A 23,791-nucleotide genomic window follows, 5' to 3' on the forward strand; every position below is an offset into this window, starting at 1 on the left:
ATCAGAAGCGGAGAAGGTTGGGGTTATCTCTACCCGAAAGCTAAGCGCTTTACTTGTCAGTCAGCTTGCCCAAGGCCTCAGTAGCCTTGTCCTTCAGGTCCTCAGCACCCTGCTTGACCTTCGAAGCAGCCTGCTCGCCCTTGCCCTGGTTTGACAGGTCGTCATTGCCAACGGCGTCGCCGGCAGCTTCCTTAACCTTGCCGCCCAACTCGTCGGCCTTGTTCTGCAGCTCGCTCATTATGTAAGCCTCCCATGTAAACGACTTAATCTATTTCTATAGAGCCACCGTCTAGCAGCCCCACTAGTTCCGACGGTACGTGAAAATGGAGGCTCGTCACGGCCACAGCGGGAATTGTGACCTAACTGTGACCCCGCTCACGCTCCCGACTGCCGTTGCCGTTCGAAGAATTCGCGCAGGTAAACGGAGCATTCGTCGGCAAGCACACCCCCGCGCACCTGCGGCGTGAATGCATGGGCGGGATCGCGGATGACATCGGCGATGGAGCCGCACGCGCCGGTCTTGGGCGACCACGCGCCGAAGACCACGCGCCCCACGCGCCCCATGACGCACGCGCCGGCACACATCACGCACGGCTCAAGTGTCACGACCAACGTGCACTGCTCCAGCCGCCAGCCGTCACCAACAGCGCGGGTGGCCTCGCGCAACGCAATGACTTCGGCGTGGGCAAGTGGGTCACCATCCGCTTCCCGACGGTTCGAGCCCCGACCCACAACCCTGCCCTCGGCATCCACGACCACAGCTCCCACCGGCACATCCCCGGGGGCCGTGTGAGCAGCTTCGGCGATAGCCAGGCGCATCCACTCTTCGTCGAGAATGTCCTGTTTTCGACGGGGCAGGGCGCTTGGCCGACCAGCTGGCTGGCTGGCCGCAAGGGCGCTTGGCCGCCCGGTCAGATGACCTTTGTCAGGGTTAGTCGTCATAGGGGTCGTAGTCGTCATCGTCACCGTCGTAATCCAGGTCGGCGACATCGGCGAGCTCCTCGGCGCACCCCAGCTCCTCGGCGATGGCCAGAAGCTGCTCGGACGCCCACAGCGACTGATCGTCACAGATGGACTCCAGGGCTTCCTCCGAACAGCCCAGGTCAGCGAGGATATCCATATCTCCTTCGGCCCAGGCGTCGACATCGTCGAGCTCGTCCTCGTCGAGGTCGGGGATATCCAGATCCAGCTCGTCGAACACATCTGCCGCAATGTCGTCGGTGACGGCGGCGGTGGCGTCGGAAAGCACAACGCGCAGCGACCCAACGCCCTGGCGCACGAGAATGAAGTAATCGTCGTCGATATTGAGCATTCCGACAGCGGCGCGTTCCGAACGCAGATTGCGCAGCGCCTGTGCAGCGTCAGCGAGGGAATCGGTGGCGTCGTCCCCAAGATCGACGACGCGCCAACCGCGCTCCCCCATAGTTACGGCAACCGCGAAGGAGCGGTCGTCATCGGAGGTGTACCCTCCGGAAAAGGTCGTGCTCATAACCCACAACGCTAGTCGCTGTATGTCATGCTTGTCAGGTGAGCAATTTCGAGTCCCCCTCCCCTGCTTCGTCCTCCCTGTCAGCTGCACAACTACCCGCGGTATGCATCCTCGGTTTGGGCCTCATCGGTGGCTCCATGATGCGCGATCTGCGGGCCCACAACGTCGAATGCTTCGGTTGGAATCGCTCGTCCACGACGGTCGAGGAAGCCACGAAGGAGGGATTCGACGCCAGTACAGATCTTCAAGCCACGCTCGAGCGCGCTGAGGCCAGTCGCGCGCTCATCGTAATTGGCACCCCCATGACAGTCGTCGGCACGATGCTCGACGCGATCAACGAGCACGCCCCCAGCTGTGGCATCACGGATGTGGTCTCCGTGAAGGCGGCCGTCGCCGCCGAGGTCTCCGCTCGCGGGATGGAGGAACGCTTCGTCGGCGCGCACCCAATGGCGGGTTCCGCGCAGGCGGGCTGGTCCGCCACGCTCGAAGGGCTTTTCGACGGCGCCCCCTGGGTCATCACCTACGACCTGGCAGCTGCTGCCGACGCTGCAGGCAAGCCCGTCCCGGAGCGGTGGATTGAAGTCTTTTCGCAGGTCGCCAACTTGGGAGCAGCTCTTGGCAGTCAACTCATTCCAGCGCTGAGCGATCACCACGATGCCAGTGTCGCCCGCATCTCCCACATGCCCCACCTAGCGGCCTACGCAATTGCCGCCGCCGGTGAAGCCGGTGGCCCCCTGGCCATTTCGCTTGCAGCCGGCTCTTTCCGCGACTGCACCCGCGTCGCCGCCGCTGCTCCTGACATGGTCATGTCCTGGTGTGAGAACAACACCGAACCCGTGCTCACCGCGCTTGACGACGTCATCGAGCGCCTCACCGCCGCGCGCACCCAGTTGGCCACCGAGGGAACCGCTATGGACCTGGCCAAAACCGGTCAGATTGCCCGTGTCCGCTACGAGGCCCGCCCTGCTCACCGCCCGATTTTCCGACTGCGCGTCGGCGAGGGCGGCTGGATCAACCAGTTGAAGTTGGCCGAAAGCGTCGGCGGACAGATAGATGTGTTCTAGTGTGGAACTATGTTTTCCCCCGAGCTGCACACCAGCCTCGCAGGCATCACTGTCGTCAACTTCGCCATTAACGTACCGGGACCACTGGCCGCTCAGCACTTGGGCCAGCTAGGCGCCCGGGTGATTAAGGTCGAGCCACCAACAGGCGATCCGCTCGGCGCCTTCGGCCGCTCCTGGTATGAAGCTATGTCCGCAGGTCACGAGATTATCCAGGCGGATCTGAAGAGCAATGAGGGTCGCGCACAGCTGAGCTCGCTGATCGATGAGGCCGATGTGGTCATCACCTCGGTTCGCCCCTCCGCGCTGGAACGCATGGGGCTGGCGGGCCTCCACGAGCGCCCGAATGGGCCGGTACATATCGACATTGTCGGTGATACCGAAGCTCCAGAAACCCCTGGCCATGACCTGACCTACCAGGCGGAGGCCGGAACCCTCACGCCTCCGGCGATGCCGCCGGTGCTGTTGGGCGACATTCTGGGCGCGCACTTTGCGGTCACCGCTGCCCTTGCCGGGTTGATTAAGCGGGCGGGTGCTGGGGCGGACGTCGTAAAGCAGCCTGGACTGCACTGCCGCATCGGCCTAAAGCAGGCGGGCGAGGCCGGTGCCGCGCCGCTGAAGTACGGCATGACGGCGCCCGGCGGACTACTCGGTGGCGGCCTGTGGACGTACGGCCTCTACCCCAGCGCCGACGGCTACGTGGCCGTGGCAGCGCTGGAGCCGCACTTTGCCGCCGCCCTGACCGAGGCCACTGGCGCGAGCAACCGCGAGGAACTTGCGGATTTCCTCCGCGAGCGCACCAACGCCGAAATCATGCAGCTTGCCAGCGAAAAGGCGCTGCCACTGGCTGCGGTGGAGTAAGAGGGCGACTTAAGGCCGCGTGCCTCGACGTACTCCTGGGCCTGGAGCCTTACGCGGTCAGCCCCGTGGCCTCCGCGGTGAGCTCCACCGAACGCAGTCGGTCAGGAACCTTCAACGACTGATGAGCCACGATCAGCTCATCCGCCGCCGAGTACTCACCGAACTGCGCAATCTGCTCACGCACCTGTGCCACCGTGCCGACTGCCGTATGACGGAACATATTCTGCACCTGGCGCCCCTGCGGGGTATCCATCAGAATCTCTGCCTCATCGTCGGTGAGGTGGTGACCACCGCGGCTGAGGAACCGCCTGACCATGTTCCTGCGGGTAGCGAAGTACTGCTGCTGCGCATCCTCTTCGCTTTCCGACGCAATCACGTTCATGGCCGCAAAAGCGTACGGCTTATCCAGCTGCTCAGAAGGCTGGAACTGCTCGCGGTAGACCGCGATGGCATCGCGAAGCGCGTCCGGCGCGAAGTGCGAAGCAAACGCGTACGGCAAGCCGAGCGCCGCCGCGAGCTGAGCACCAAAGAGCGAGGAGCCCAGGATGTACAGCGGCACGTGGGTGCCGCGGCCCGGAATCGCGTTGATGCCCTTAATCAGCGACTCGTCGGAGAGGTAACCGCGCAGCTCCTGCACATCCTGCGGGAAGGAATCGGACGAACGCGGGTCACGCCGCAGGGCGCGCATAGTGGCCTGGTCCGTGCCCGGGGCACGACCAAGCCCCAGCTCGATGCGATCCGGGTACAGATTCGCGAGCGTGCCGAACTGTTCCGCGACCGTCAGCGGTGCATGATTCGGCAGCATGACGCCGCCGGAGCCGAGGGTGATGCTCTCGGTTTTTGCAGCCACGGCTGCGATCAGAACAGCCGGCGACGAGGAGGCAATGGCGTTCATATTGTGGTGCTCAGCGTACCAAATACGCTGATAACCAGCCTTTTCCGCTGTCTGTGCCAAATCGATGGAGCCCTGTAGGGCGTCGGCGTGGGACTGCCCCGAGGCTACGGTAGCGAGGTCAAGAATGGACTCAGTACGAATCATGGTTCCACAGTCTAGACCGTTAGTCGGATATTGCGAGTTTGAGATGTTTCGAATACTGAGGCGCTGGGGTTTGAGGTTTTGGGGATTCGGGTGCGGGTGGCTCATGGGTGGCTCGTGGGCGGCTTGCGGGTGGACGGGCTCATGGGTGGCTCGTGGGCGGTATTCACTTGTCGATGAGGTATTCACATATCGATGAGCTATAGCCTGGCCACAAGTGAATAGCTCATCGATATGAGCGCAGGCAGAGCCAATACCGCGCGCATAAGTGCCGGAAAACCATCGATAAGTCGGGCAGACAAAAAGACCCGCACCTTACCGGTGCGGGTCTGCGTTGTGCGCCCGAAGGGATTCGAACCCCTAACCTTCTGATCCGTAGTCAGATGCTCTATCCGTTGAGCTACGGGCGCATTTTGTTGTTATTCAGCGACTCTGGGGTAATCCCCTCGGCCCCTGCAACGAATAGATACTTTACTCATCCTGCTAAGTTTTACAAAATCGCCTGTTCAAGCAACCTTTTCGGCACTTATTCAAGTACATATTCGTTGCACATTAACAACAGGTTTCGTAGCGGTTACCCCGGCCTATCCGAACAGGACCGACCGAGGTACCCCTGACCGAGGTAACGAAGAAACCGAGGAACTACTCGCCGCGGACCCAGCGGACAGCGTTGCCAAAGATGTCCTGCTCACCAATGCCCGGAATGTTGCGCATCAGGCCTTCGCGGAAACGCTCCGGGTGGCCCATCTTGCCCAGAATCCTGCCGTCAGCACTGACAATGCCCTCAATGGCGTAGGAGGAACCGTTCGGGTTGGCTGGCGCTGTCATCGTCGGCACGCCCTCGGCATCGCCGTCGGCATCGACGTACTGGAAAGCGACCTGACCGGCCTCGAACAGGCGGCGGGCCTCGTCCTCGGAAACCACGAAACGGCCCTCACCGTGAGAAACCGGCATGAGGTGGGTCTGGCCTGGCTCGAAACCACGCAGCCACGGGGAATTCACGGTCGCGACGCGAGTAGTAGCGATGCGGGAAACGTGACGCAGCTGGCGGTTGTGGGCCAGGGTCGGCGAGTCCTCGCGGAGCTGCGCAGGGTCGCCGTACGGCAGGAAGCCGGACTTGACCAGCGCCTGGAAACCGTTACAAATACCGAGCACAAGACCGTTGTCGGCCACGAACTCCTTGACGGCGGCTGCGACATCGTCGGAACGCAGGAACGCGGCGATGAACTTGGCGGACCCGTCCGGCTCATCCCCCAGGGAGAAGCCACCGGAGAACGCCAGGATGTCGACGTCCTGAAGCTTCTCGATGAACGCCTTCGTGTCCTCCGCCAGCATTGCCGGGGTCAGGTTGCGGATAACGTGGAACTCGTAGGTAGCGCCAGCAGCGACGAATGCCTCGGCCATGTCGTACTCGGAGTTGGTACCCGGGAAGACCGGCAGCAACACGTGGACATCCTTCTTGCCCGGGCTCTGCAGGTCAGTCTTGGTCTCGCTGACCTGGTTAGCGAACTCCGGCAGGGCCTCGCCCTCGTAGTCATTGAGCGGGAAGACCTCACGGTAACCGGACTCCATTGCCTCCAGAGCCTCGGCGACAGTGAAGGACTCCTCACCGAAGCGCAGCGTGCCCGACTCGTCGGTGGCACCGATCTTCACAGCACCCTCAACAGCACCCTCAACATCCTGACCAGCCGGAACAGCCACCACAATGGAACCCAGCGGAGCCTCCGGAAGGGATGCCTCCAGGCCCACGCCATTGCCCACAGCCATGTTGACCAGGGTCGCAGCCAGATCCGCGTTAGTAACAGCCGAGGCCGCAGCCGGGCGCAGCTCCCGCACGGCAGCAAACAGTTCGTTGAGCTGCTCGTAGTTCGGTTCCCCGGACTCGAGCGGCTTGTGCGCAAACAGGTAGAGGTCGAAGTTACCGGCCGGGATTGCGGCAGAGACAGCGTCGGTCTCGTCCATTGCAGCGACCGCAAAGGTCACCAGGGTCGCCGGCACGTGCAGGTCCTCGCCGTAAGTGCCGGACATGGAGTCCTTACCGCCAATAGCCGCAACCTGGAAGCCATCCTGAGCCTCCAGCAGGCCAAGCAGAGCCTGCGCGACCTCGCCCCACCGCTTCGGATCCTGGTCCAGGCGCTGGAAGTACTCCTGCACACTCAGCCAGGCACCGCGCGGATCGCCACCGGCCGCTGCGAGCTTAGCCAGTGCCTCCACGACGGAGTAGGAACCCATGAGGTACGGGGACTCGTCGGCAAGCGATGGCGAGTAACCCCAGGTCATGATGGACGCGGTGCTCGTGCCGCCATCGACCGGCAGCGTCTGGATCGACGCCTGCTCGTCGGTCTTCTGCGTCGCACCGCCGTACGGCATGAGCACGGTGGAGCGGCCGACGGTCGAGTCGAACTGCTCGATCATGCCCTCCTGGGAGCCCGCCGTCGCCGCACGCAGCGACTCCAGTACGCTCGTCGGAGCCTGCTTTACGACGCCGCCCTCCGCAGCAACCATCTCGACGTTCTGGGCGCGGTCGGCGCCGTTGGTGTCGATGAACTCACGGGAGAGGTCGAACACGACCTCGTCGCCCATGAACATGCGCAGCCGACCGGTGTCGGTGATGTCTGCCAGCGCGACTGCCTCAATGTTCTCCTCGGCAGCGGCGGCGATGATGAAGTCGGCGTCCTCCGGGCGCACGACCAGCGCCATGCGCTCCTGGGACTCGGAAATCGCGATTTCGCGGGCATTCAGACCGGCGTACTTCAGCGGCACGCGCTCGAGGTGAATGTCAATGGAGTCAGCCAGCTCACCGACCGCGACGGATACGCCACCAGCGCCGAAGTCATTACAGCGGACAATCTTGGTGGCGACGTCCTCGCGGCGGAACAGGCGCTGAATCTTGCGCTCGTTGACCGGGTTACCCTTCTGCACCTCGGCACCGGAGCGGCCCAGCGAGTCCTCATCGTGAGCCTTGGACGAGCCGGTCGCACCGCCGACGCCGTCACGGCCGGTGCGGCCACCGAGCATAATCACCACATCGCCCGGCGCAGGTTCGAGGCGCTTGACGTTGTCTGCCGGGGCAGCGGCGACGACGGCACCGAGTTCCATTCGCTTAGCGACGTATCCCGGGTGGACCAGCTCGCGCACACCAGTGGTGGCCAGACCGATCTGGTTGCCGTAGGAGGAGTAGCCGGCTGCGGCGCGGGAGGAAATATCGCGCTGCGGCAGCTTGCCCTCGAGGGCCTGCTCGCGCGGAGTGTTGATGTCACCTGCGCCGGACAGACGCATGGCCTGGTAGACCCAGGAACGGCCTGACAGCGGGTCACGGATTGCGCCGCCGAGACAGGTGGAGGCGCCACCGAACGGCTCGATTTCGGTCGGGTGGTTGTGGGTCTCGTTCTTGAACATGAGCAGCCACTTGCGGTCATCGCCCTCGACGTCGACGTAGACGGAGCAGGCGTTGATTTCCTCGGAAACTTCCTGGTCATCCATCACGCCCGTGCGACGCAGTTCGCGGCCCATGATGGTGCCCATGTCCATCAGGGTGCGTGGCTTGTGAGTGCGGCCGTTGAGTTCACGCAGCTCGTCGTAGCGACGCAGCGCGCGATCCAACTGCGCGGCAAAGCGCGGCTCGTTGTTCTCGATGGAGGTCAGCTCGGTGTTGAAGGTGGTGTGGCGACAGTGGTCTGACCAGTAGGTATCCAGCGCGGACAGCTCCACCTCGGTCGGAGTGCGGCCCTCGGAGCGGAAGTAGTCCTGGATGGTCTTCAGATCGGCCAGCGACATGGCCATGCCGTCGGCTGCGAGCAGCTCGGCCAGGCCTTCGTCATCCAGCTCGGTGAAGCCCGGGTACTCCTTCAGCGGCTCAATCTCGCCCATGCTCGGACGGCGCAGGACGTTCAGGTTCTTCTCCCCCGACTCGACCGGGTTAATGAGGAAGGAGCGTACGGCGTCATTCACCGGAGCGTCGAAAACATACAGCGTTGCCGAGGTGATCTGCGCGCGGGTTTCCGGGCGGAGTAGCCGCAGGGCCTGCTCGGCGGCATCGGCACGCTGGTCGTACTGGCCAGGAAGAGGCTCGACAGCAAGGTAGTTCCCCAGCTCGGCGGGCGTCGGGAGCTCGGCCAGCTCGTCGACACGCGAATCAGCAACTACCGACTCACGCAGCGCGACGAGGTCCTCCTCCGTCGCATCGAAAGCATCGTAGAGATAGTAGATTGCCACCTCACCGTCCTGGCCGATCGAGGACAGCAGCGTAGCTTCCTCATTGCGGAACTCGGGCTTACGGCGAACGGCTAGACGGGCGTCCATCAAGGCTCCTATCGAAATACGGGGAGGGCAACCGGGGTCTAAGTCTATTGCAACTGTTCAGGATAGGAAAATGTCCCCCGGCGTGCGAGGCGGCGCGGGGCGGCGCGGGGCGGAAGCGTCGCGGGGCGGAGGCCCCGATTGACCAAGTACAAGGCCAGGCTAATCGGATTCAGCCGGGCAAAGGCTGCGCGGGGGTGTTGGAGGTACGGCCGTGGCTGCTCAAGGAGGTGGCGAGTCGGTCGGCAGGTCCGGGTTGGTGCCTGTTGCTGCGCTTTGCTACCTGTTGCTGCGCGTTGTTGAAGCAAGGGAGCTGGTTCGTTGTCTTATCGATGCATAGTTCACCCATCGATTCGCTATAGCCTGGCCACAAGTGAACAACGCATCGACAAGTGCACACGTAGCACCCACAGCGCGCGCATAAGTGGCGCAAAACCATCGACAGGCCACGAGAAACCATCGATAAGTGACCGAACCCTGGCCACAAGTGAAGGACCGCGCTGCCCCCGCCCCGCAATGCCCCGGCTCGCGCTGCACTGCCAGGTAATAAAACAAAAAGACCCGCACCTACAAGGTGCGGGTCTACATGGTGCGCCCGAAGGGATTCGAACCCCTAACCTTCTGATCCGTAGTCAGATGCTCTATCCGTTGAGCTACGGGCGCGTGTGGCGGAGGCGAGAGGATTCGAACCTCCGGCCCGTCGCAAGACAGGCAACTCCTTAGCAGGGAGCCCCATTCGGCCGCTCTGGCACGCCTCCAAAACCACTGGCATCGATCCCGCTTCAGCAAAGCTGTTCGCCATTGCGTGGACGAGACCAAATAACCGCAGCCAATCCTACAGAACACAAGAATTGAAAAGCAAAACACCCGCGGAGCCACCAAATACGGCGCCACAAATAGCGACCACACCTTGGGATTTTGCGGGGATTCTGTACTGCCCAATCCGGGCCATGTTCTACAGTTAGGCCTATGACCAACGATGCATCTTCAGTTCAGCCCAAAACCCGTGCCGACCTCGAGCAGGTTCCGGCCTATGTCCCGGGCAAGGCTGTGCCCGGCGCGCTGAAGATCGCGTCCAATGAAATGACTCAACCGCCACTGCCCTCGGTGGTGGAGGCCATCTCACAGACCATCGCTGACCCAACCACCAGCCCGAACCGCTACCCGGACATGGGCGCGGTTGACCTGCGCATTAAGCTCGGCGAGCACCTGGGTCTGCCCATGGAGCAGGTCGCGGTCGGCTGCGGCTCCTCCGCTCTGTGCCTGCAGCTCGTGCAGGCCACCTGTGAGGATGGGGATGAGGTCGTGTTCCCGTGGCGCAGCTTCGAGGCCTACCCCATTCTCGCTCGCGTCGCCGGGGCTACTCCGGTGCCGGTGCCGCTGGATGCGCAGGGTCGCAATGATCTTTCGGCAATGGCTGCCGCTATCACCGGCCGCACACGCCTGGTTTTCGTCTGTAATCCCAATAACCCGACGGGCACGACCATCACTCTCGCGGCTTTCGCGGAGTTTATGGCGCAGGTTCCGGGCGATGTTGTGGTCGCTCTCGACGAGGCGTACATCGAGCTGGTGGACGAGGCCACTCATGCCGCTACCCCGTTGGCGCATGAGCTGCTGGATACCTACCCCAACCTGGTCGGTTTGCGCACATTCTCCAAGGTCTACGGTTTGGCCGGGCTCCGCGTGGGCTACATGTTCGGCCCGGAGAAGCTTGTGGAGGCCGTGAATAAGGTCGCTATCCCCTTCTCCATAAACACTCTCGCGCAGATTGCCGCGCTCACCTCGCTCGACTCACAGGAAGAGCTCACCGCCCGCATTGCTGAGGTCCGCGCACAGCGCGTCGCCGTCACCGAGGCCATCAACGCCGCCACCGGCCGCGAGACGGTGCTGCCGAATTCGCAGGCCAACTTCATTTGGATTGACGAGGGTCGGATTGCGGATCTCTCTTTGCTTGACGACGTCTCGGTGGCCACCACCACGGATCTCGGTGACTTCCTGGCGCAGCGCAACATTCTCATCCGCTGCTTTGCCGGCGAAGGTGCTCGTATCACCATCACTACTGAGGAAGAGACCTCGCAGCTGCTAGCTGCGCTCGGTATCGAGCGCTAACAGCTATCGCTCAGCTAGCAGCTACCGGCACGGCCGGTGGTCGCGCCACCGCTGCGCTCAATCGCCTTGGCGATGCGGTCAAGCATTTGCTGGCCGGTCTCATAGGTGCCGTCGTCAGGCTGGGCTGCGATAGCTACACCAACGAAGGTGCCCGGCTTCTTGCCCGGCAGATAGCCGAACTGCCGCACAAGGTAGACGCCTTCATCATCTGGGCCCCAACCGCCCTTGAAGTGGGCGCCGCGGATGCGTCCGAGGCCGTAGGACTGCTCGTCGGCAATCTGTCCCATGAGGTCAGCGACCTTTGGGCCCGCCTCGATGCACTGCAAATTGGCGCCGAAAATAGCCTGGTCGCGCAAATCCCACTGCGTCTGCCCGAAGACGGTGTATTCCGCACGGATGCGGTCAGTGCCCATGACGGTGCGGGTGTCGTGGCCCTCTCGGAGAATCTCGTCGGTGGTCGCGCCCGCGGTCGCGTCATCGCCCAGGGAGTACCACATGGACTCAGCCGCATCGTTATCGGAAACCGTGATTGCGGCTTCGACCAGGGAATCCACGCCCGATTGGCGCACATAAGCCACCGCAATCGGCACCTTGGAGGTCGACCAGGCCGGACCCGTTTTGAAGTCACCTGTGGCAACCACTTCGGAATCCTTATCCGGCGTTGCCAGAGCGGCGCCGGCCAAACCACCGAGTTCCTTTTGCGCGGATTTCACGGCCTCGACAACTTCGCGAGGCATCTCACCGGGCACAACTTTCCCGTCGGAGGATGCGCCGCCGGGGCCGTCGTCAAGCGGATTGGACAGCGTCGGCGACGGCATGTCCGCCGAATCGGTGCCAATGGTGCAGGCGCTAAGGCCGAGCGTGACGACGGCGGTTGCGGCCAGAGCTACTCGGAGACGTTTAGACAATGTGCACCGTCGCATTCGTACCGCCGGTACAAGTGACAACCTCACCGTTATCGCGGCAGGTCATGCTGTATGTCTTGCCTGTTGTTGGGCTGCTAGCGGTGACAGTACCGTTAAGCTTCTTCGTAAGTTGGTACTGCTCAACGAAGGAATTGCGGACGTTGGTGGCAAACTGACAGGTCGTCGTGTTACCGCCGACATCTTCTGCATATACCAAGTTCAAATCACCCGGATCGCCCGAGCCGGAGCAGTGACGCCAGTTCGATGGCGGCTGGAACCCTTCAGCGCGACGCTTCTGCTCAGCGGTCGACGAGGTGGAGGAACCCTCAGCACTAGCGGACTGAACCGACTGGGACGAGTTGCTGCCAGCCGAATTCACTCCCTTCGAATCGGAGAAGTAGAAGTATGCCATTGCGCCGACGAAGAGAGCGACCGCAACGAGTGCCAGGACAATAACCGCGATGGTCAGTCCCTTGTTGTCATTGCGCGGCGCAGCAGCCGGGCCAGCTTGCGGACCTGGAACATAGGGGGCAGGGCGGTATGGTTCAGGCTGCTGGGACTGTGGATACTGCTGCTGCAGATACTGGGTTTGCCCCTCAGGCTGCTCCCACTGTGACCCATCCACAGCGCTCCACGCATTTGCCGGCGTATCAGCGGAGGGTTGATCATCTGACGTGCCCGGATTTATGCTCCACTCACCGAACGAGTCGTCCGAGTGGTTGCTCCGATTCGTTGCCATTGTTCGACCTTTTCCTCAATACCGTCCGCCAGCATGACGCTGGGTTTGTATTACAGCAAGACCGAGCTTACCGGTTTTAGCAATTTGCCCGTATTGTTTCAGGCCACAGTACACGTTGGTCGGAGCAATTAAATTGTCTCCGTAAAACTACGTGTGGCAAATTTCGGACACACGAAACCCCCGACCGCATGCGACCGGGGGTTTACGTTCTGTAATTCGCTCTCTATCTGGGGAAGTTTTTACTCATCCCTCAGAGAGAACTGCCGCTAATCGCGACCTCGAACAGTCGTTAGAACGGCCACCACGACGGCTTCGCATTCTTGTTCACGACTACCTTTTCGCCGCCAACGACCCAGTTCGCGGTCGGGTTAAAAGCCGCGCCCAAGTTGGCGTAGCCGCCGTTGTCGAACTCACCTTCATAGCCTGGAGCCCTGTACGTGAAGTCAACGGAGACAGACTTCGAACTGCTGACAGTCGGGTTGTCCTTGAAGACACCGAGGAAGCCGCCCTCCGTCCAAGACAGGCGCACCTGACGATTACCGTTGCGCTCGATGTTGACGTACCCCCCCTCCTTCAGCGTGTAAATACCGCCACCGAGGATATTGTCCTGCGACTGGCGAGTCACACGAACGAGCTCAAAGTCAGCCGGGATGTTGTGGCCGATTCCCCGCAGTTTGCCTTCGCCATTGACGCCGACGACCTCAATACGGATGGTGACCTCGTCACCCGGTCGGACCTCCTTACCGCGGATAATCTGCGAGTAAACATCAGCAGACCAAATCGGGCCACCGACAGTGCCGAGCTTCACCTTCGGGGCGCTCGAGCCCGGCAGGGTCAGACCAGGCGAATTAAGTCCTGGCGAGTTCAGACTCGGCGAGGGCAGACCCGGGGACTGCGCCATGGCAGGAGCGCCGAAACCGAAGGTCAAGCCAGCTGCGAGGGTAACTGCGGCAATGGCGGTACGGGAGCGACGTCGCGGACGAGAGGCCTTAGTGGTCTGGGCGTGTGCGTTGTACATGTTGAGAAGCTTTCTGTGAGACCTGAGAACTATCGAGATGAAAGTGCGCAGATGGAAACTACTTAGCGGTTAATGCCCGGCGACGGCAGCCCCGGGGACTGGAAGCCCGGCGACTGCAGGCTCGGGGAGCCCAGCGAGCCACCCGGAACACCCGGAATACCCGGAGCCGGCGCCTCCCGCTTCACAGTGAGCTTCGGCCCCATGTCATGCAGCTTCTCCACCTTGTCGCCTGGGTTGAAGTGGATTTCGGTTCCCGTATTCAACGCACCGTCGGCAATTGCGTCCGTGACGCGGTACTTCCACTTGAAACTCACAGTCGACGTGGTCGGGGAACCCCATGCCTGTGTGATTCTGTCGGCTGCAAACTCCACCGCACCGTTGTTAACGATTTCCAGCCACTTGTCTGACTCGTTCTGGTTTGCCCACTCATCGTCACCGACCTTGTACGTCGCCGAGTTGGCCACGTACTGCAGGCCGTTCGGAATGACATCGGTCATGCGCTGAATGTAGGACTTAAACAGTTTCGGATTGTTGTCCGTGTAGGTCAGAGTAAAGGTCACGACATCGCCAGGCTTGACGACGGCACCCGCGACACCATTGACCTCAACGGATCGCGTCACATTGGAGTTCTTCCAGCTATGCGTCGCGCTGGAGGAACCAGTACCGGTGACTTCACCAATGGCGTCGGTGACAGTCTGAGTGATGGAATCAACGCTCAGCAGGTCCTGAGCATGTGCAGTATTACCGAATCCCGCAAAGGTCATACCTGCGGCTAGAGAGAGTGCAGCAATGCGAGCAATGCTGCGGTTACGTACGGTGCGAGTTGCCATCTGTCACGGGCTCCTTTTAACGATGCGAAGACTTGTGGTCGGAGTAGGCCAACATGGCGGTTCTCCAGCAGGAATGCACGCGTGATGCATCGGCGTGCGATTCACTTGGCGATAGTTAATACGACACCTATCGACGGCGGCAACAAGTAGCCATTTTTCGAACATCAACCTAAAAATCGAAAACTATGTCGCCACATCAGTCACACCAGTCACATGTCCGCACGTGCGTTACAGGTTTGGGCCGGCTGGAATACTTTTAACTATAGAAATACGCACTGCCCTGAAATGGCTGTTCCCCACCGCTGCCAAAATTGCCCCCATTTTCCATCCCGCGACAAAACACCCCAGCCCGCCCCCTGTAACGCTGTTCAGGGGTATCCAAAGAGCCCAATTACATGCCCGTCCGACCACCCCATAACGGGGTTAACCACGAAAGCCTCCAAAAGGTCCGACTATCCGTCGCTGACCTCAGCACATACGCCAACTTTTAAGAGAAATGAAGAAACCCCCGGTAGAAAATCTACCGAGGGTTTCATCTGCGGAAGTAGAGGGATTTGAACCCCCGGAGGTGTGACCCTCGCTGGTTTTCAAGACCAGTGCATTCGGCCGCTCTGCCATACTTCCAACGCCAACATCATAACCGCATACCGCCGTAAGGCAGCAAACGCCCTCATAACACCCCTTGCCAGCACCTTTCGCAAGCCCTTCATCGGAAACCACACCCCAAGCATCCACCTCTACAGACATAACTATTTTTGCTAATTGCAAAAGAGGTTGAAATACCGCGTGCATAACCAGTTTTTGCATTACCTTTGAAGACTATGAAGGCAATCATTCAGACTGATCTTTCCAACCCCCGCGCCCTGGAATGGGCCGATGCTCCGGAACCGACTCTCGAGGATGGGCAGGTGCTGGTCAAGGTCAAGGCCGCTGGCGTAAACCGCGCTGACCTACTGCAGGCCGCTGGACACTACCCGCCGCCGAAGGGCGTGACCGACACCCTCGGCCTGGAGTGCGCGGGTGTCATTGAAGAGGTCAAGGGGGACTCCCAGGGCTGGAAAGTCGGCGACGAGGTCTGCTGCCTTCTCTCCGGTGGCGCTTACGCCGAAAAGGTCGCAGTCCCGGCCGGCCAGATTCTCCCCCTGCCACATGGCTACTCCTTCACCGAGGCAGCATCCATCGTCGAGGTTGCCTGCACGGTGTTCTCGAATGTCGTGATGATTGCCGGCCTCAAGGAAGGCGACCTACTGCTGGTCCACGGTGGCGCGGGTGGCATCGGCACTTTCGCTATTCAGATGGCCAAGCGGCTCGGTGCTCGCGTCGCAGTCACCGCCGGTTCGGCGGAGAAGCTGGCTAAGTGCAAGGAGCTCGGCGCCGACATCCTCATCAATTACAAGGAAGAGGACTTCGAGGAGATCGTTGCAGCTGAGGGTGGCGCCAAAGTCATTCTGGACATCATGGGCGCAAAGTACCTCGACCGAAACGTCAAGGCCCTGGCGAAGGACGGCCACCTGGTCATCATCGGCATGCAGGGAGGCGTTAAGGGCGAGCTCAACATCGGCCGCCTGCTGAGCAAGCGCGGCTCCATCACCGCCACCGGCCTGCGCTACCGCGATCTCGCTGACAAGGCTCGCATCGTCAACGCCACAGAGGACACCATCTGGCCAATGCTTGCCGACGGCACCGTCACCCCTCAAATTCATGAGGTCATGGATATGCGCGACGCAGCCAAGGCCCACGAACTGCTCGACAGCGGCGCGGTCAGCGGCAAGATTGTGCTGACCGTCTAGTTAGCTGACTACCTAGTTAACCGAGCGAGGCAACTGCGCGCACGAGCTGGTCAATGTCGTGCGGCGTATTGAACGGCTGGAGGCCAACTCCCACGGCGCCTCCAGCCTCATCGATGCCCATGGCCTCCAGCAGTGGCGATTCGTATGCATCAACAATGCTGGTCACGAGGCCATTATCCAGCAACCTATCCACGACCACCTTCGCCGACACCCCATCGACGAGGAAGCTAACGCGCGGAATGTGCTGTGCCCGCGACACACTCGCGAAAGAATCATCTTCGGTATCCATGCCGATGATGTACACCCGCGGCAGGGTCATCAACGCCGCAATTAGGCGTTCCGACAACGTCGTCAAGTAGCGAGAAACCTGCGGCATCGCCGTTTCAATGCGGTGCCTACGCGACCCCCTCGCCGTGCTATCCAGCGATGCCAGGTGCAGCACCGATTCCGACACTCCGCCGAGCAATGCCGGCGACACCGGGGAAACCTCGATCCGCTCGACGCCGCGCACATTCGGCACATAGCTTAACGACGTCATGCGCTCGAACATCTCGGGATCCTTGAACACCAATGCTGCGACCTCAGGCCCGCCCAGCACGGAGGCATCAACCAGCATGATGTCGGCGCCCAGCTTGCTCATCGACACATCGCGGTAGGCGACAATATCCGAGGCATCAACCAAAACCCAGGCGTTGGAGTACTCATGCACCCGCCGAGAAATGTCAGCTACCGGGGCAATGGTGCCAATGAACGGATCCGCGGCCGGGACGACAACGAGGCGAGTGTGCTCGTCTACGAGCTCGTCGAACTGCCAGGACGGCAACGTACCCGAGGACAAGTCAGCCTCAGCAATGCGGACTTGAGCTCCGTAGAGATTGGCTGCTCGGCGTAGTGGTGCGTGTACGACCTGCGAACCAATGCGAGAAATCACCAGGTTAGAGCCGAGCGTCAAGCGTCGACTCATTGCGGACGTGAACTGCTCCATGAGCACCTCACGCGAAGATCCCAACACCACGCCGGCGACCGGGCCACCAGTGAGATCGGCAAAAGCCCGGCGCGCACTGGCGGTTAGTTCCGCTGCAGCGGGAACGCCCGAGCTGCGCGACTGGCCATGAGCCCCCGCCCCAGTCTCACCAGGAAGGGACTTCTGCGCATTGCGAAATGCAGAAATCATCGCAGCCTGGACACGCTCGGGTACCTGGGTGCGTTGACCCGCATTGAGGTATGTCCACCCGTCGGAAAGCGACGAGTAAGCACCCCTGGTTGTCGGCACATCGAAGGCCATGAAAACCCTTTCCCGGTTTCGAATTCAAGCTGCGATATCTATTTCAGAGTTAACTGTGCAATCACCCACGAATCGAGCATCCATGCCCCGAACCGTGTATCGCTTGCACATCTTAGTTGGAGCCAATTCTATCGAAGCAACCCCATATAGGATAATCTTTATCCCTTTTTAGCAGTTGCTTAAAATTGGCCGAACTTTTCCTGCCTGTATCCATGCGCAAGCACTCCCGATGCGTGAACCATATGCACCAGCTGCATGCCATAAAGCAGTTACAGCGGCGATTGTATGTAAGTTTTCCAGGGTCACATAACCAGTCACATAACCAACCGTGGAAACAGCCTCAGAAGCACCACGTCACCACCAATGACGACCGTCCCACGCGACCGTTGTTCGCTGTCACGACATGGAATAATGGCTCGCCCAGTGCCGTCGGTATTCAATCTAAACCGCCCTAGCTAGTATTTTGGAGACGTGACTAACGCAGAAAATGATCGCCAATCCGCAGCTGCAGCCGACCAGTCGGCCAATACTGTGCGCAATGGCTCCGCTATCCGCACGGAGGAAACTCTCCGTCGCGACATTGCGCGAATGGTTGACGCAACGGGTGAGGCACCGGCTTTCAAGTCGCGTTCCCGTACCATGGGCGCTGCCTGGCGGGATCTGGCTACCGGCTTTGGCCAGCGCGAACTGTGGCTGCAACTGGGCTGGCAGGACATCAAGCAGCGGTACCGTCGCTCCACGCTTGGCCCGCTGTGGATCACCATTGCCACCGGCGCGATGGCCCTGGCTCTCGGCCTGCTGTACTCGCTGCTGTTCCAGCAGGACCTGGCATTCTTCCTGCCGCACGTGACCGTTGGTCTGATTATCTGGGGCTTCATCTCCGGCTGCGTGCGCGAGGGCGCAACCGTCTTCATTGAAAACGAAGGCCTCATCAAACAGTTGCCCAGTGCGCTGAGTGTTCACGTCTACAGGCTGGTGTGGCGTCAGTTGCTTTTCCTGGCCCACAACATGGTGATTTGGCTGATTCTCGTGCTGGTCTTCCGTCCGGATTTGGGCTGGAACTTCTTCCTGGTCATCCCCGCGATGGCGCTGCTGGTGGTCAACGGTGTGTGGGTGACGATGTTCTTCGGCATCATCGCTACGCGCTACCGCGACGTGGCACCACTGCTGGATTCCCTAATTCAGCTGGTGTTTTACATGACTCCGATTGTGTGGACCACCAAGACACTGGAGGAACAGGGCGGTGCCGTCGCCGAACGCGCACGCATCGCAGAGATCAATCCCCTGTTCCACTACCTGGAAATCATCCGCGCCCCACTGACCGGCCAGCCGGTGGATACCTACCACTGGTGGATCGTCCTCGCCTGCACCGCAGTTGGCCTGTTGCTGGCACTCGGGGCCATGCGCCTGTGGCGCTCCCGCGTGAGCTACTGGGTTTAGGCCGCAAAGGCCGTCGTAAAGCGAATAGAACTAGCAAGGGATAAGCATGGTCAGCATTGATACTTACAACGCGTGCGTTGACTTCCCCATTTTCGACGCCAAATCGCGGTCGATGAAGAAGGCGTTCCTCGGCGCCGCGGGTGGTGCGATTGGCCGCAATGACTCCAATGTCGTGGTCATTGAGGCGCTGAAGGACATCAACATCCATCTGCGCGAGGGCGACCGCGTCGGCTTGGTAGGCCACAACGGAGCGGGTAAGTCCACGCTGCTGCGACTACTGTCGGGAATCTATGAGCCCACGCGCGGTGCCGCCGATGTGCGCGGGCGTGTGGCGCCGGTGTTCGACCTCGGTGTCGGCATGGACCCGGAGATCTCCGGCCTGGAAAACATCATCATCCGTGGCCTGTTCCTGGGGCAGACGCGCAAGCAGATGAAATCCAAGCTCGACGAAATCGCAGAATTCACCGAACTCGGCGATTACCTGCACATGCCATTGCGCACTTACTCCACCGGTATGCGCGTGCGTTTGGCGCTCGGTGTGGTCACGTCCATTGAGCCGGAGATCCTGCTTCTCGACGAAGGCATCGGAGCCGTCGACGCCGCATTCATGGCGAAGGCCCGGACGAAGTTGACCGAATTGGTCGACCGCTCCGGTCTGCTGGTGTTTGCGTCGCACTCGAATGAATTCCTGGCGCAGCTGTGTGACACGGCACTGTGGATTGATCACGGTACGGTTCGACAGGCAGGGCTTGTCGACGAAGTGGTCGAAGCCTACGAAGGTAAAGAGGCCGCCGACCAGGTGCGCCGCGTGCTCGCGCAGCGACGGTAGCAGCTTCGCCGGGAGTCCGGGCGCGGTTCCCCCATCGTGGCCGAGCGAGCGGCTCGCGGGCAGCCGGCCGGCGGCTGGCGGGCGGCACGGATGCTTGGAATTGCTCACCCGGAGCAACATGGCAAGATAGACAGCAATAAAAACAGTAATAAACGGTACGTCCCCGATGGAGAACGAAGTGAGCGAAAACTCGGCTGACCACCCAAATCACGATGAGGCAGCAACGGCCGCAATCGTGGTGACTCACAACCGCATCGAGGACCTGCGCCAATCGCTTCCCATCGTTGCCAGCCAGACCCACATGCCGAAGTGGCTCATCATCGTCGACAACGGCAACGACCCGAAGGTCAAGGAACTCGCCGAGCAGGTGGCGGCGCAGCAGTCGTCGGAAAGCGGATCGGCGCCGGAGATTCACTACGTCGGTTCCAAGACGAACCTGGGCGGCGCTGGTGGTTTCGCACTGGGCATGCTGACTGCGCTGTCGCTCGGCGCGGAGTGGATTTGGTGCGCCGATGACGACGGGCGCCCGGAGGACTCCTACGTGCTGAAGGCGCTGCACAGCTGCGCGCGACGCCACCAGCTCGACGCTGTCTCGCCGGTGGTCTGCGATATTAAGGCTCCGAACAAGCTGGCATTCCCCCTGCGCCGCGGGCTGGTGTGGCGTCGTCATCGCGAGGAGCTTTTCGAAAGCGGAATCAACCCCAAACTCCCGGCAGTGAACGACTCTGAGGGGCGGAGATGGTTCACCAATTTCGCAGATCAGAAGGCTGCGACCGGACTCGAACTGCCTAGCGACCTCGAAACCATCGACGGCAACCACGACCTCCTGCCCGGCATCGCATCCCTGTTTAACGGCGCACTGTTTAGCGCCCGCTCGCTGGAACAGCTCGGCGTTCCCGACTACCGCCTATTCATCCGCGGCGACGAGGTCGAATTCCACCGCCGCCTGGTCCGCTCCGGCCTCCGGTTCGGCACATGCTTGACGACGGCCTACCTGCACCCCTCCGGTTCGGGTGAATTTGTGCCCATTCTCGGCGGCAAAATGCACACGCAGTACCCGACCAATGACTTCAAGCGCTACTTCACCTACCGCAACCGTGGCTACCTGATGAGCCAGCCTGGCATGCGCAAGCTCATGCCGCAGGAGTTCCTGCGCTTCGGCTGGTTCTTCCTGGTCCAGCGCCGCGATGTCCGCGGCTTCTACCGCTGGTTCAAGCTACTGAAGCAGGGGCGCGCGGAGAACTTCGAGCGCTTCGATCCAAAGTCGAAGTAGTTCGGGCTGGCGTTGCGGCTGGTGGGGCTGAGGCTGTGGCGCTGGCCTGCATATTTGATCTCGCCCGGGTCGTGTAGTCCGCATTTCGAGTGCTCAGTGCGCAAAAGTGTTACCTAACCCCTGGTTCCCTTCTCCTCCACTGACATATCGATGAGGTATTCACTCATCGATGCGCTACAGCCTGCGCATAAGTGAATAGTCCTACGATAAGTGCGCGGGCCAGGCCAACAGCGTGGCCATAAGTCCTGAAAAGTCATCGACAAGTGGCGGAAAGTTGGCCATAAGTCGCTGGAAATCCGAGCCAGTCCGCTCGAAATCGTTCCAAGTCCGGTGAGCACAATTGCAATAGGTCAGCAGCTGAACTTAGCCTGAGTCGCGCGAGGCCGGTGCATTTTCCAGAAGCTGCAAACGCTGCTTACGCTCCTGGATTCTGGAATCACGGAGCTGCCGATCTTTATACGGGACAGTGGCTTGACGAAAACGCCCAACTTCGGACGAAAATACCAACCCACCTGCCTGAATGCGCTGCCTCTGCCGAATAGCAAACTGTCGCAAGACCTCCACGCAGTCCCCATTAATGACCTGCGCCCATTGGAAGCGGAGTACATCTAAGTGGAGGTTCCTCAGACGCTTCTCGCGAGCTTGCTCTTTCAGAAGTACAGTTTCCGTGGCTGCTACCCCGCCACCGGAATACTTAGTCAGCCCATCGAACTCAATGATCAAATTCAGATGAGGCACATAAAAATCGACGCGCCCAATGAATCCTTCACTGTCATAGAACTCGACTTGCTGCATGAGCACGCATTTTTCGTCGTAAAGCGTGGCAATTCCTGAGTCGATTATGCATTTCTTTGTGATCGACTCACCGATGGTTTCGCTGTGTTCGCTGGCAGTTCGAAGTAGCTCGCGGGCGCGACGGGTCCCCGGCGAACGTGGGTAATTTGTGAGGACGGTGTGCAGTTCTTCGAGGTCACACCACTGTCGCAGTGCGGTGTCAACGATGATTGGCCCGTTTTCGGACTCGGCGGTGCGGCAGATATCGATGACGGTTTTCGGCACATCTGTAACGCAGCGCCCACCAATGCGAACGATGTCTTGTTCGAGGATTCTGCCACTGACATGGCGCAATCCGCCGCCAGGTCGGCGCAGGCCGGAATTGGCAAGCGCGATTGTGGCATTTCGAACAAGCAACGGGATGCCATGCAACGCAGCGGCTGCTTCGCCCGTAATGATTGTCCCGGAACCTGGCTTGACCAGTGCCTTTATCTGTAGTTGAAAACGTTCGAATGCTGACAGCGCATTCCAGCGAGAGCACTCGATGTAGGTGCCGTACGCCAGTCTGAGCAGGGATCCATCTCGAATATTTGCGCTTCCGACGTGCCCGTGCAGATTATCCAGCTCTGACTTGGCACTGACATATTCACAAGGATGCTTGATTTGTTTCTGCGAAGCCGCGTGGATGAGGCCATCGGAATCGTAAGTCCAGTTAGGCATTGGTTTAGGCACGCTCCCCGAGGTGGGCTACAGGAATTCACGCATTGGAATTAGTGCCTTTAGTTATGGTCGACCCCGCGGAAATTGGCAGCAGAAAAGCCGCCGAATTGCCCGTTTCTGTGGACAATTTGGCGGCTGTGGATAACTGTCAAACGTTAACCTCTTGGTGCATCCTCGAGACGGATACCAAAAGGAACTCCGGGATCAGAGGGCCAATAGTATTCATCATCCGAAAAGGTAATAGTGGCGCGCTCGCCATCTCTGTGCAGTGCCGGATTGACGATCGCCTGTTCAATCGTGCGCGTCTCCGGTCCGTTTTGCCCCGACAGCTGTGCAGTAACTTCGGTCGGCTGGTCCAGAATCAAGATTGCGTAAGGTCCCCTGTCCGGTGAACCGGGGTTAGGATCCTGGCGCTGCTCATAGGCTAGAACATCTGCCTTGGTCTGGAAAACCTTCACGGTTCCCGTAATCGAATTGGTTCCAGACGTGCTTGACGAAGAACTAGAACCCGAACCAGACCCCGACCCCGAAGCCGACCGCCCCGCCGTCGGATTCGGGCCACCGTTGCCACCGTTGCCACCGTTACCACCATCAGCGCCAGCACCATTCGAGCCCGAGTCCGAGCCCGGCGCGCAGTCATTACCAGCAGCAATGGCCTCGACGACATCCAGGTTGTCAGCCGGAATCCAGTTAAACTGCTCGAACTCCCCGGCACCCGGATTCGCAGGCGTTTCCACCAGCTCATTGCCCTGGCGCGTCACCAGCAAATCTTCCTGATTACGTCCGCCTCTCTCTGCAGAAAACGAGAACATACCCGGCTGCCCAGTTGCTCGCTGAAGAGCGCGACGTACACCGCCCGCAGAAGCCGCGCCGTCATGATAGGAATTCTGAAACTGAATTTCCTGGCCATTCTCGTCAACGCCGTAGACACCAATCGCATCAATTTCGGCGCTCATCGCACTTGTGCCATAGTTGAGCACCAGCTCGGGCACGCACCCATCATCAAGATGCACGAGCGCATATTTCATCGCCCGACCGGGGCTAACTTCTCCGACAAAAGTCTGCAGTGGCGCCGGGTTCGCCAGCACCTGCTTGTACACAACGACGGCCTTCTCCGCCTGCGCCTGCACCTTCGCATCGCCATTTTCGCTTGACGACGACGCACTGCCCTCGGCAGCCGCCGAATCGCCACCTCGATCCCCGGAAATCTTGGTTATTAGGAACACGACCATCGCAAGGATAATCAACACCAGCAGCACCAAGATGGTGATGAGCTGTTTGCGGGTTTTGTCACCTGAGCTAGTCGAAGGCGTGGGTGTGTGCGTGGTCATGA

General features: G+C 60.6%; 20 protein-coding genes and 4 tRNA genes. 8 read left to right on the forward strand and 16 right to left on the reverse strand.

From position 1 onward, the window contains the following. Window positions 1-49 precede the first annotated feature (49 nt). The 3 genes from ADM64_RS08460 to ADM64_RS08470 form a co-directional block, all read right to left on the reverse strand. Window positions 50-238 (reverse strand): CsbD family protein, encoded by a 189-nt coding sequence (locus tag ADM64_RS08460; protein ID WP_049193864.1) that lies wholly within the window; start codon window positions 236-238, stop codon window positions 50-52. A 137-nt stretch (window positions 239-375) separates the two neighbouring features. Then, entirely contained in the window at window positions 376-960 is a 585-nt protein-coding gene (gene tadA, locus ADM64_RS08465) for a tRNA adenosine(34) deaminase TadA (protein ID WP_414630317.1), read from the reverse strand. Continuing rightward, window positions 932-1,489, reverse strand: a complete 558-nt coding sequence (locus tag ADM64_RS08470; protein ID WP_005510946.1) for a tRNA adenosine deaminase-associated protein — start codon at window positions 1,487-1,489, stop codon at window positions 932-934. The genes tadA and ADM64_RS08470 overlap by 29 nt, the downstream gene beginning before the upstream one ends. A gap of 38 nt (window positions 1,490-1,527) precedes the next feature. Between ADM64_RS08470 and ADM64_RS08475 the strand changes: the two genes are divergently transcribed. Next, a complete protein-coding gene (locus ADM64_RS08475) occupies window positions 1,528-2,553 on the forward strand; it encodes a prephenate dehydrogenase (RefSeq protein ID WP_049193868.1) in 1,026 nt (341 codons plus the stop codon). Window positions 2,554-2,562: 9 nt separating this feature from the next. Beyond that, window positions 2,563-3,411 (forward strand): CoA transferase, encoded by an 849-nt coding sequence (locus ADM64_RS08480; RefSeq protein WP_049172453.1) that lies wholly within the window; start codon window positions 2,563-2,565, stop codon window positions 3,409-3,411. Window positions 3,412-3,460: 49 nt separating this feature from the next. Here the strand turns inward: ADM64_RS08480 and ADM64_RS08485 are convergent, their stop codons facing one another. The 3 genes from ADM64_RS08485 to ADM64_RS08495 form a co-directional block, all read right to left on the reverse strand. After that, window positions 3,461-4,450 (reverse strand): LLM class flavin-dependent oxidoreductase, encoded by a 990-nt coding sequence (locus tag ADM64_RS08485; RefSeq protein WP_049193870.1) that lies wholly within the window; start codon window positions 4,448-4,450, stop codon window positions 3,461-3,463. 334 nt (window positions 4,451-4,784) lie between these two features. Continuing rightward, window positions 4,785-4,857: transfer RNA gene (locus ADM64_RS08490), tRNA-Arg, on the reverse strand. A 232-nt stretch (window positions 4,858-5,089) separates the two neighbouring features. Next, on the reverse strand, window positions 5,090-8,749 hold the full coding sequence (locus ADM64_RS08495) for a phosphoribosylformylglycinamidine synthase (protein WP_049193871.1): 3,660 nt from the start codon (window positions 8,747-8,749) through the stop codon (window positions 5,090-5,092). A gap of 211 nt (window positions 8,750-8,960) precedes the next feature. Between ADM64_RS08495 and ADM64_RS11185 the strand changes: the two genes are divergently transcribed. Then, entirely contained in the window at window positions 8,961-9,086 is a 126-nt protein-coding gene (locus tag ADM64_RS11185) for a hypothetical protein (RefSeq protein WP_275043523.1), read from the forward strand. A 247-nt stretch (window positions 9,087-9,333) separates the two neighbouring features. Here ADM64_RS11185 and ADM64_RS08500 read toward each other — a convergent pair. Then, window positions 9,334-9,409 (reverse strand) — tRNA-Arg (locus tag ADM64_RS08500). A 3-nt stretch (window positions 9,410-9,412) separates the two neighbouring features. Continuing rightward, window positions 9,413-9,504: transfer RNA gene (locus ADM64_RS08505), tRNA-Ser, on the reverse strand. A gap of 211 nt (window positions 9,505-9,715) precedes the next feature. On the opposite strand from ADM64_RS08505, the gene ADM64_RS08510 reads away from it, so the two are divergent. Continuing rightward, a complete protein-coding gene (locus ADM64_RS08510) occupies window positions 9,716-10,855 on the forward strand; it encodes a histidinol-phosphate transaminase (protein WP_049193872.1) in 1,140 nt (379 codons plus the stop codon). Between the two features lie 14 nt (window positions 10,856-10,869). Here ADM64_RS08510 and ADM64_RS08515 read toward each other — a convergent pair whose 3' ends face one another. From ADM64_RS08515 to ADM64_RS08535, 5 genes are all read right to left on the reverse strand, one after another. Then, complete coding sequence (locus ADM64_RS08515; RefSeq protein ID WP_101688002.1) at window positions 10,870-11,763, reverse strand: hypothetical protein; 894 nt, start codon at window positions 11,761-11,763, stop codon at window positions 10,870-10,872. Next, window positions 11,756-12,499 (reverse strand): hypothetical protein, encoded by a 744-nt coding sequence (locus tag ADM64_RS08520; RefSeq protein WP_049193873.1) that lies wholly within the window; start codon window positions 12,497-12,499, stop codon window positions 11,756-11,758. The genes ADM64_RS08515 and ADM64_RS08520 overlap by 8 nt, the downstream gene beginning before the upstream one ends. A gap of 289 nt (window positions 12,500-12,788) precedes the next feature. Next, window positions 12,789-13,517 (reverse strand): hypothetical protein, encoded by a 729-nt coding sequence (locus ADM64_RS08525; RefSeq protein WP_049193874.1) that lies wholly within the window; start codon window positions 13,515-13,517, stop codon window positions 12,789-12,791. Between the two features lie 62 nt (window positions 13,518-13,579). Then, the gene (locus ADM64_RS08530) at window positions 13,580-14,347 is read right to left on the reverse strand and encodes a DUF11 domain-containing protein (RefSeq protein ID WP_049193875.1); all 768 of its coding nucleotides are present in this window, start codon (window positions 14,345-14,347) and stop codon (window positions 13,580-13,582) included. A gap of 539 nt (window positions 14,348-14,886) precedes the next feature. Next, window positions 14,887-14,971: transfer RNA gene (locus ADM64_RS08535), tRNA-Ser, on the reverse strand. Window positions 14,972-15,168: 197 nt separating this feature from the next. Here ADM64_RS08535 and ADM64_RS08540 point away from each other — a divergent pair. Further along, on the forward strand, window positions 15,169-16,137 hold the full coding sequence (locus tag ADM64_RS08540; protein ID WP_049193880.1) for an NAD(P)H-quinone oxidoreductase: 969 nt from the start codon (window positions 15,169-15,171) through the stop codon (window positions 16,135-16,137). Window positions 16,138-16,153: 16 nt separating this feature from the next. Here ADM64_RS08540 and ADM64_RS08545 read toward each other — a convergent pair whose 3' ends face one another. After that, window positions 16,154-17,422, reverse strand: coding sequence for an aminotransferase class V-fold PLP-dependent enzyme (locus ADM64_RS08545; protein ID WP_049193883.1), 1,269 nt, complete (start codon window positions 17,420-17,422; stop codon window positions 16,154-16,156). Between the two features lie 471 nt (window positions 17,423-17,893). Here ADM64_RS08545 and ADM64_RS08550 point away from each other — a divergent pair, with 471 nt between their 5' ends. The 3 genes from ADM64_RS08550 to ADM64_RS08560 all read left to right on the forward strand — a co-directional run bounded on the left by ADM64_RS08550 (window position 17,894) and on the right by ADM64_RS08560 (window position 20,964). Continuing rightward, complete coding sequence (locus ADM64_RS08550; RefSeq protein ID WP_080985633.1) at window positions 17,894-18,862, forward strand: ABC transporter permease; 969 nt, start codon at window positions 17,894-17,896, stop codon at window positions 18,860-18,862. Between the two features lie 46 nt (window positions 18,863-18,908). After that, window positions 18,909-19,691 (forward strand): ABC transporter ATP-binding protein, encoded by a 783-nt coding sequence (locus tag ADM64_RS08555; protein WP_005510871.1) that lies wholly within the window; start codon window positions 18,909-18,911, stop codon window positions 19,689-19,691. A gap of 166 nt (window positions 19,692-19,857) precedes the next feature. Then, complete coding sequence (locus ADM64_RS08560) at window positions 19,858-20,964, forward strand: glycosyltransferase (protein WP_049193884.1); 1,107 nt, start codon at window positions 19,858-19,860, stop codon at window positions 20,962-20,964. A gap of 363 nt (window positions 20,965-21,327) precedes the next feature. Here the strand turns inward: ADM64_RS08560 and ADM64_RS08565 are convergent, their stop codons facing one another. Further along, on the reverse strand, window positions 21,328-22,458 hold the full coding sequence (locus ADM64_RS08565; RefSeq protein ID WP_049193885.1) for a hypothetical protein: 1,131 nt from the start codon (window positions 22,456-22,458) through the stop codon (window positions 21,328-21,330). Between the two features lie 155 nt (window positions 22,459-22,613). Beyond that, entirely contained in the window at window positions 22,614-23,789 is a 1,176-nt protein-coding gene (locus ADM64_RS08570) for a hypothetical protein (protein ID WP_049193886.1), read from the reverse strand. Window positions 23,790-23,791 lie beyond the last annotated feature (2 nt).

It is taken from the genome of Corynebacterium sp. 401_CJEI (genome assembly GCF_001076435.1).
In the GTDB taxonomy this organism is placed as follows: Bacteria; Actinomycetota; Actinomycetes; order Mycobacteriales; family Mycobacteriaceae; genus Corynebacterium; species Corynebacterium jeikeium_D.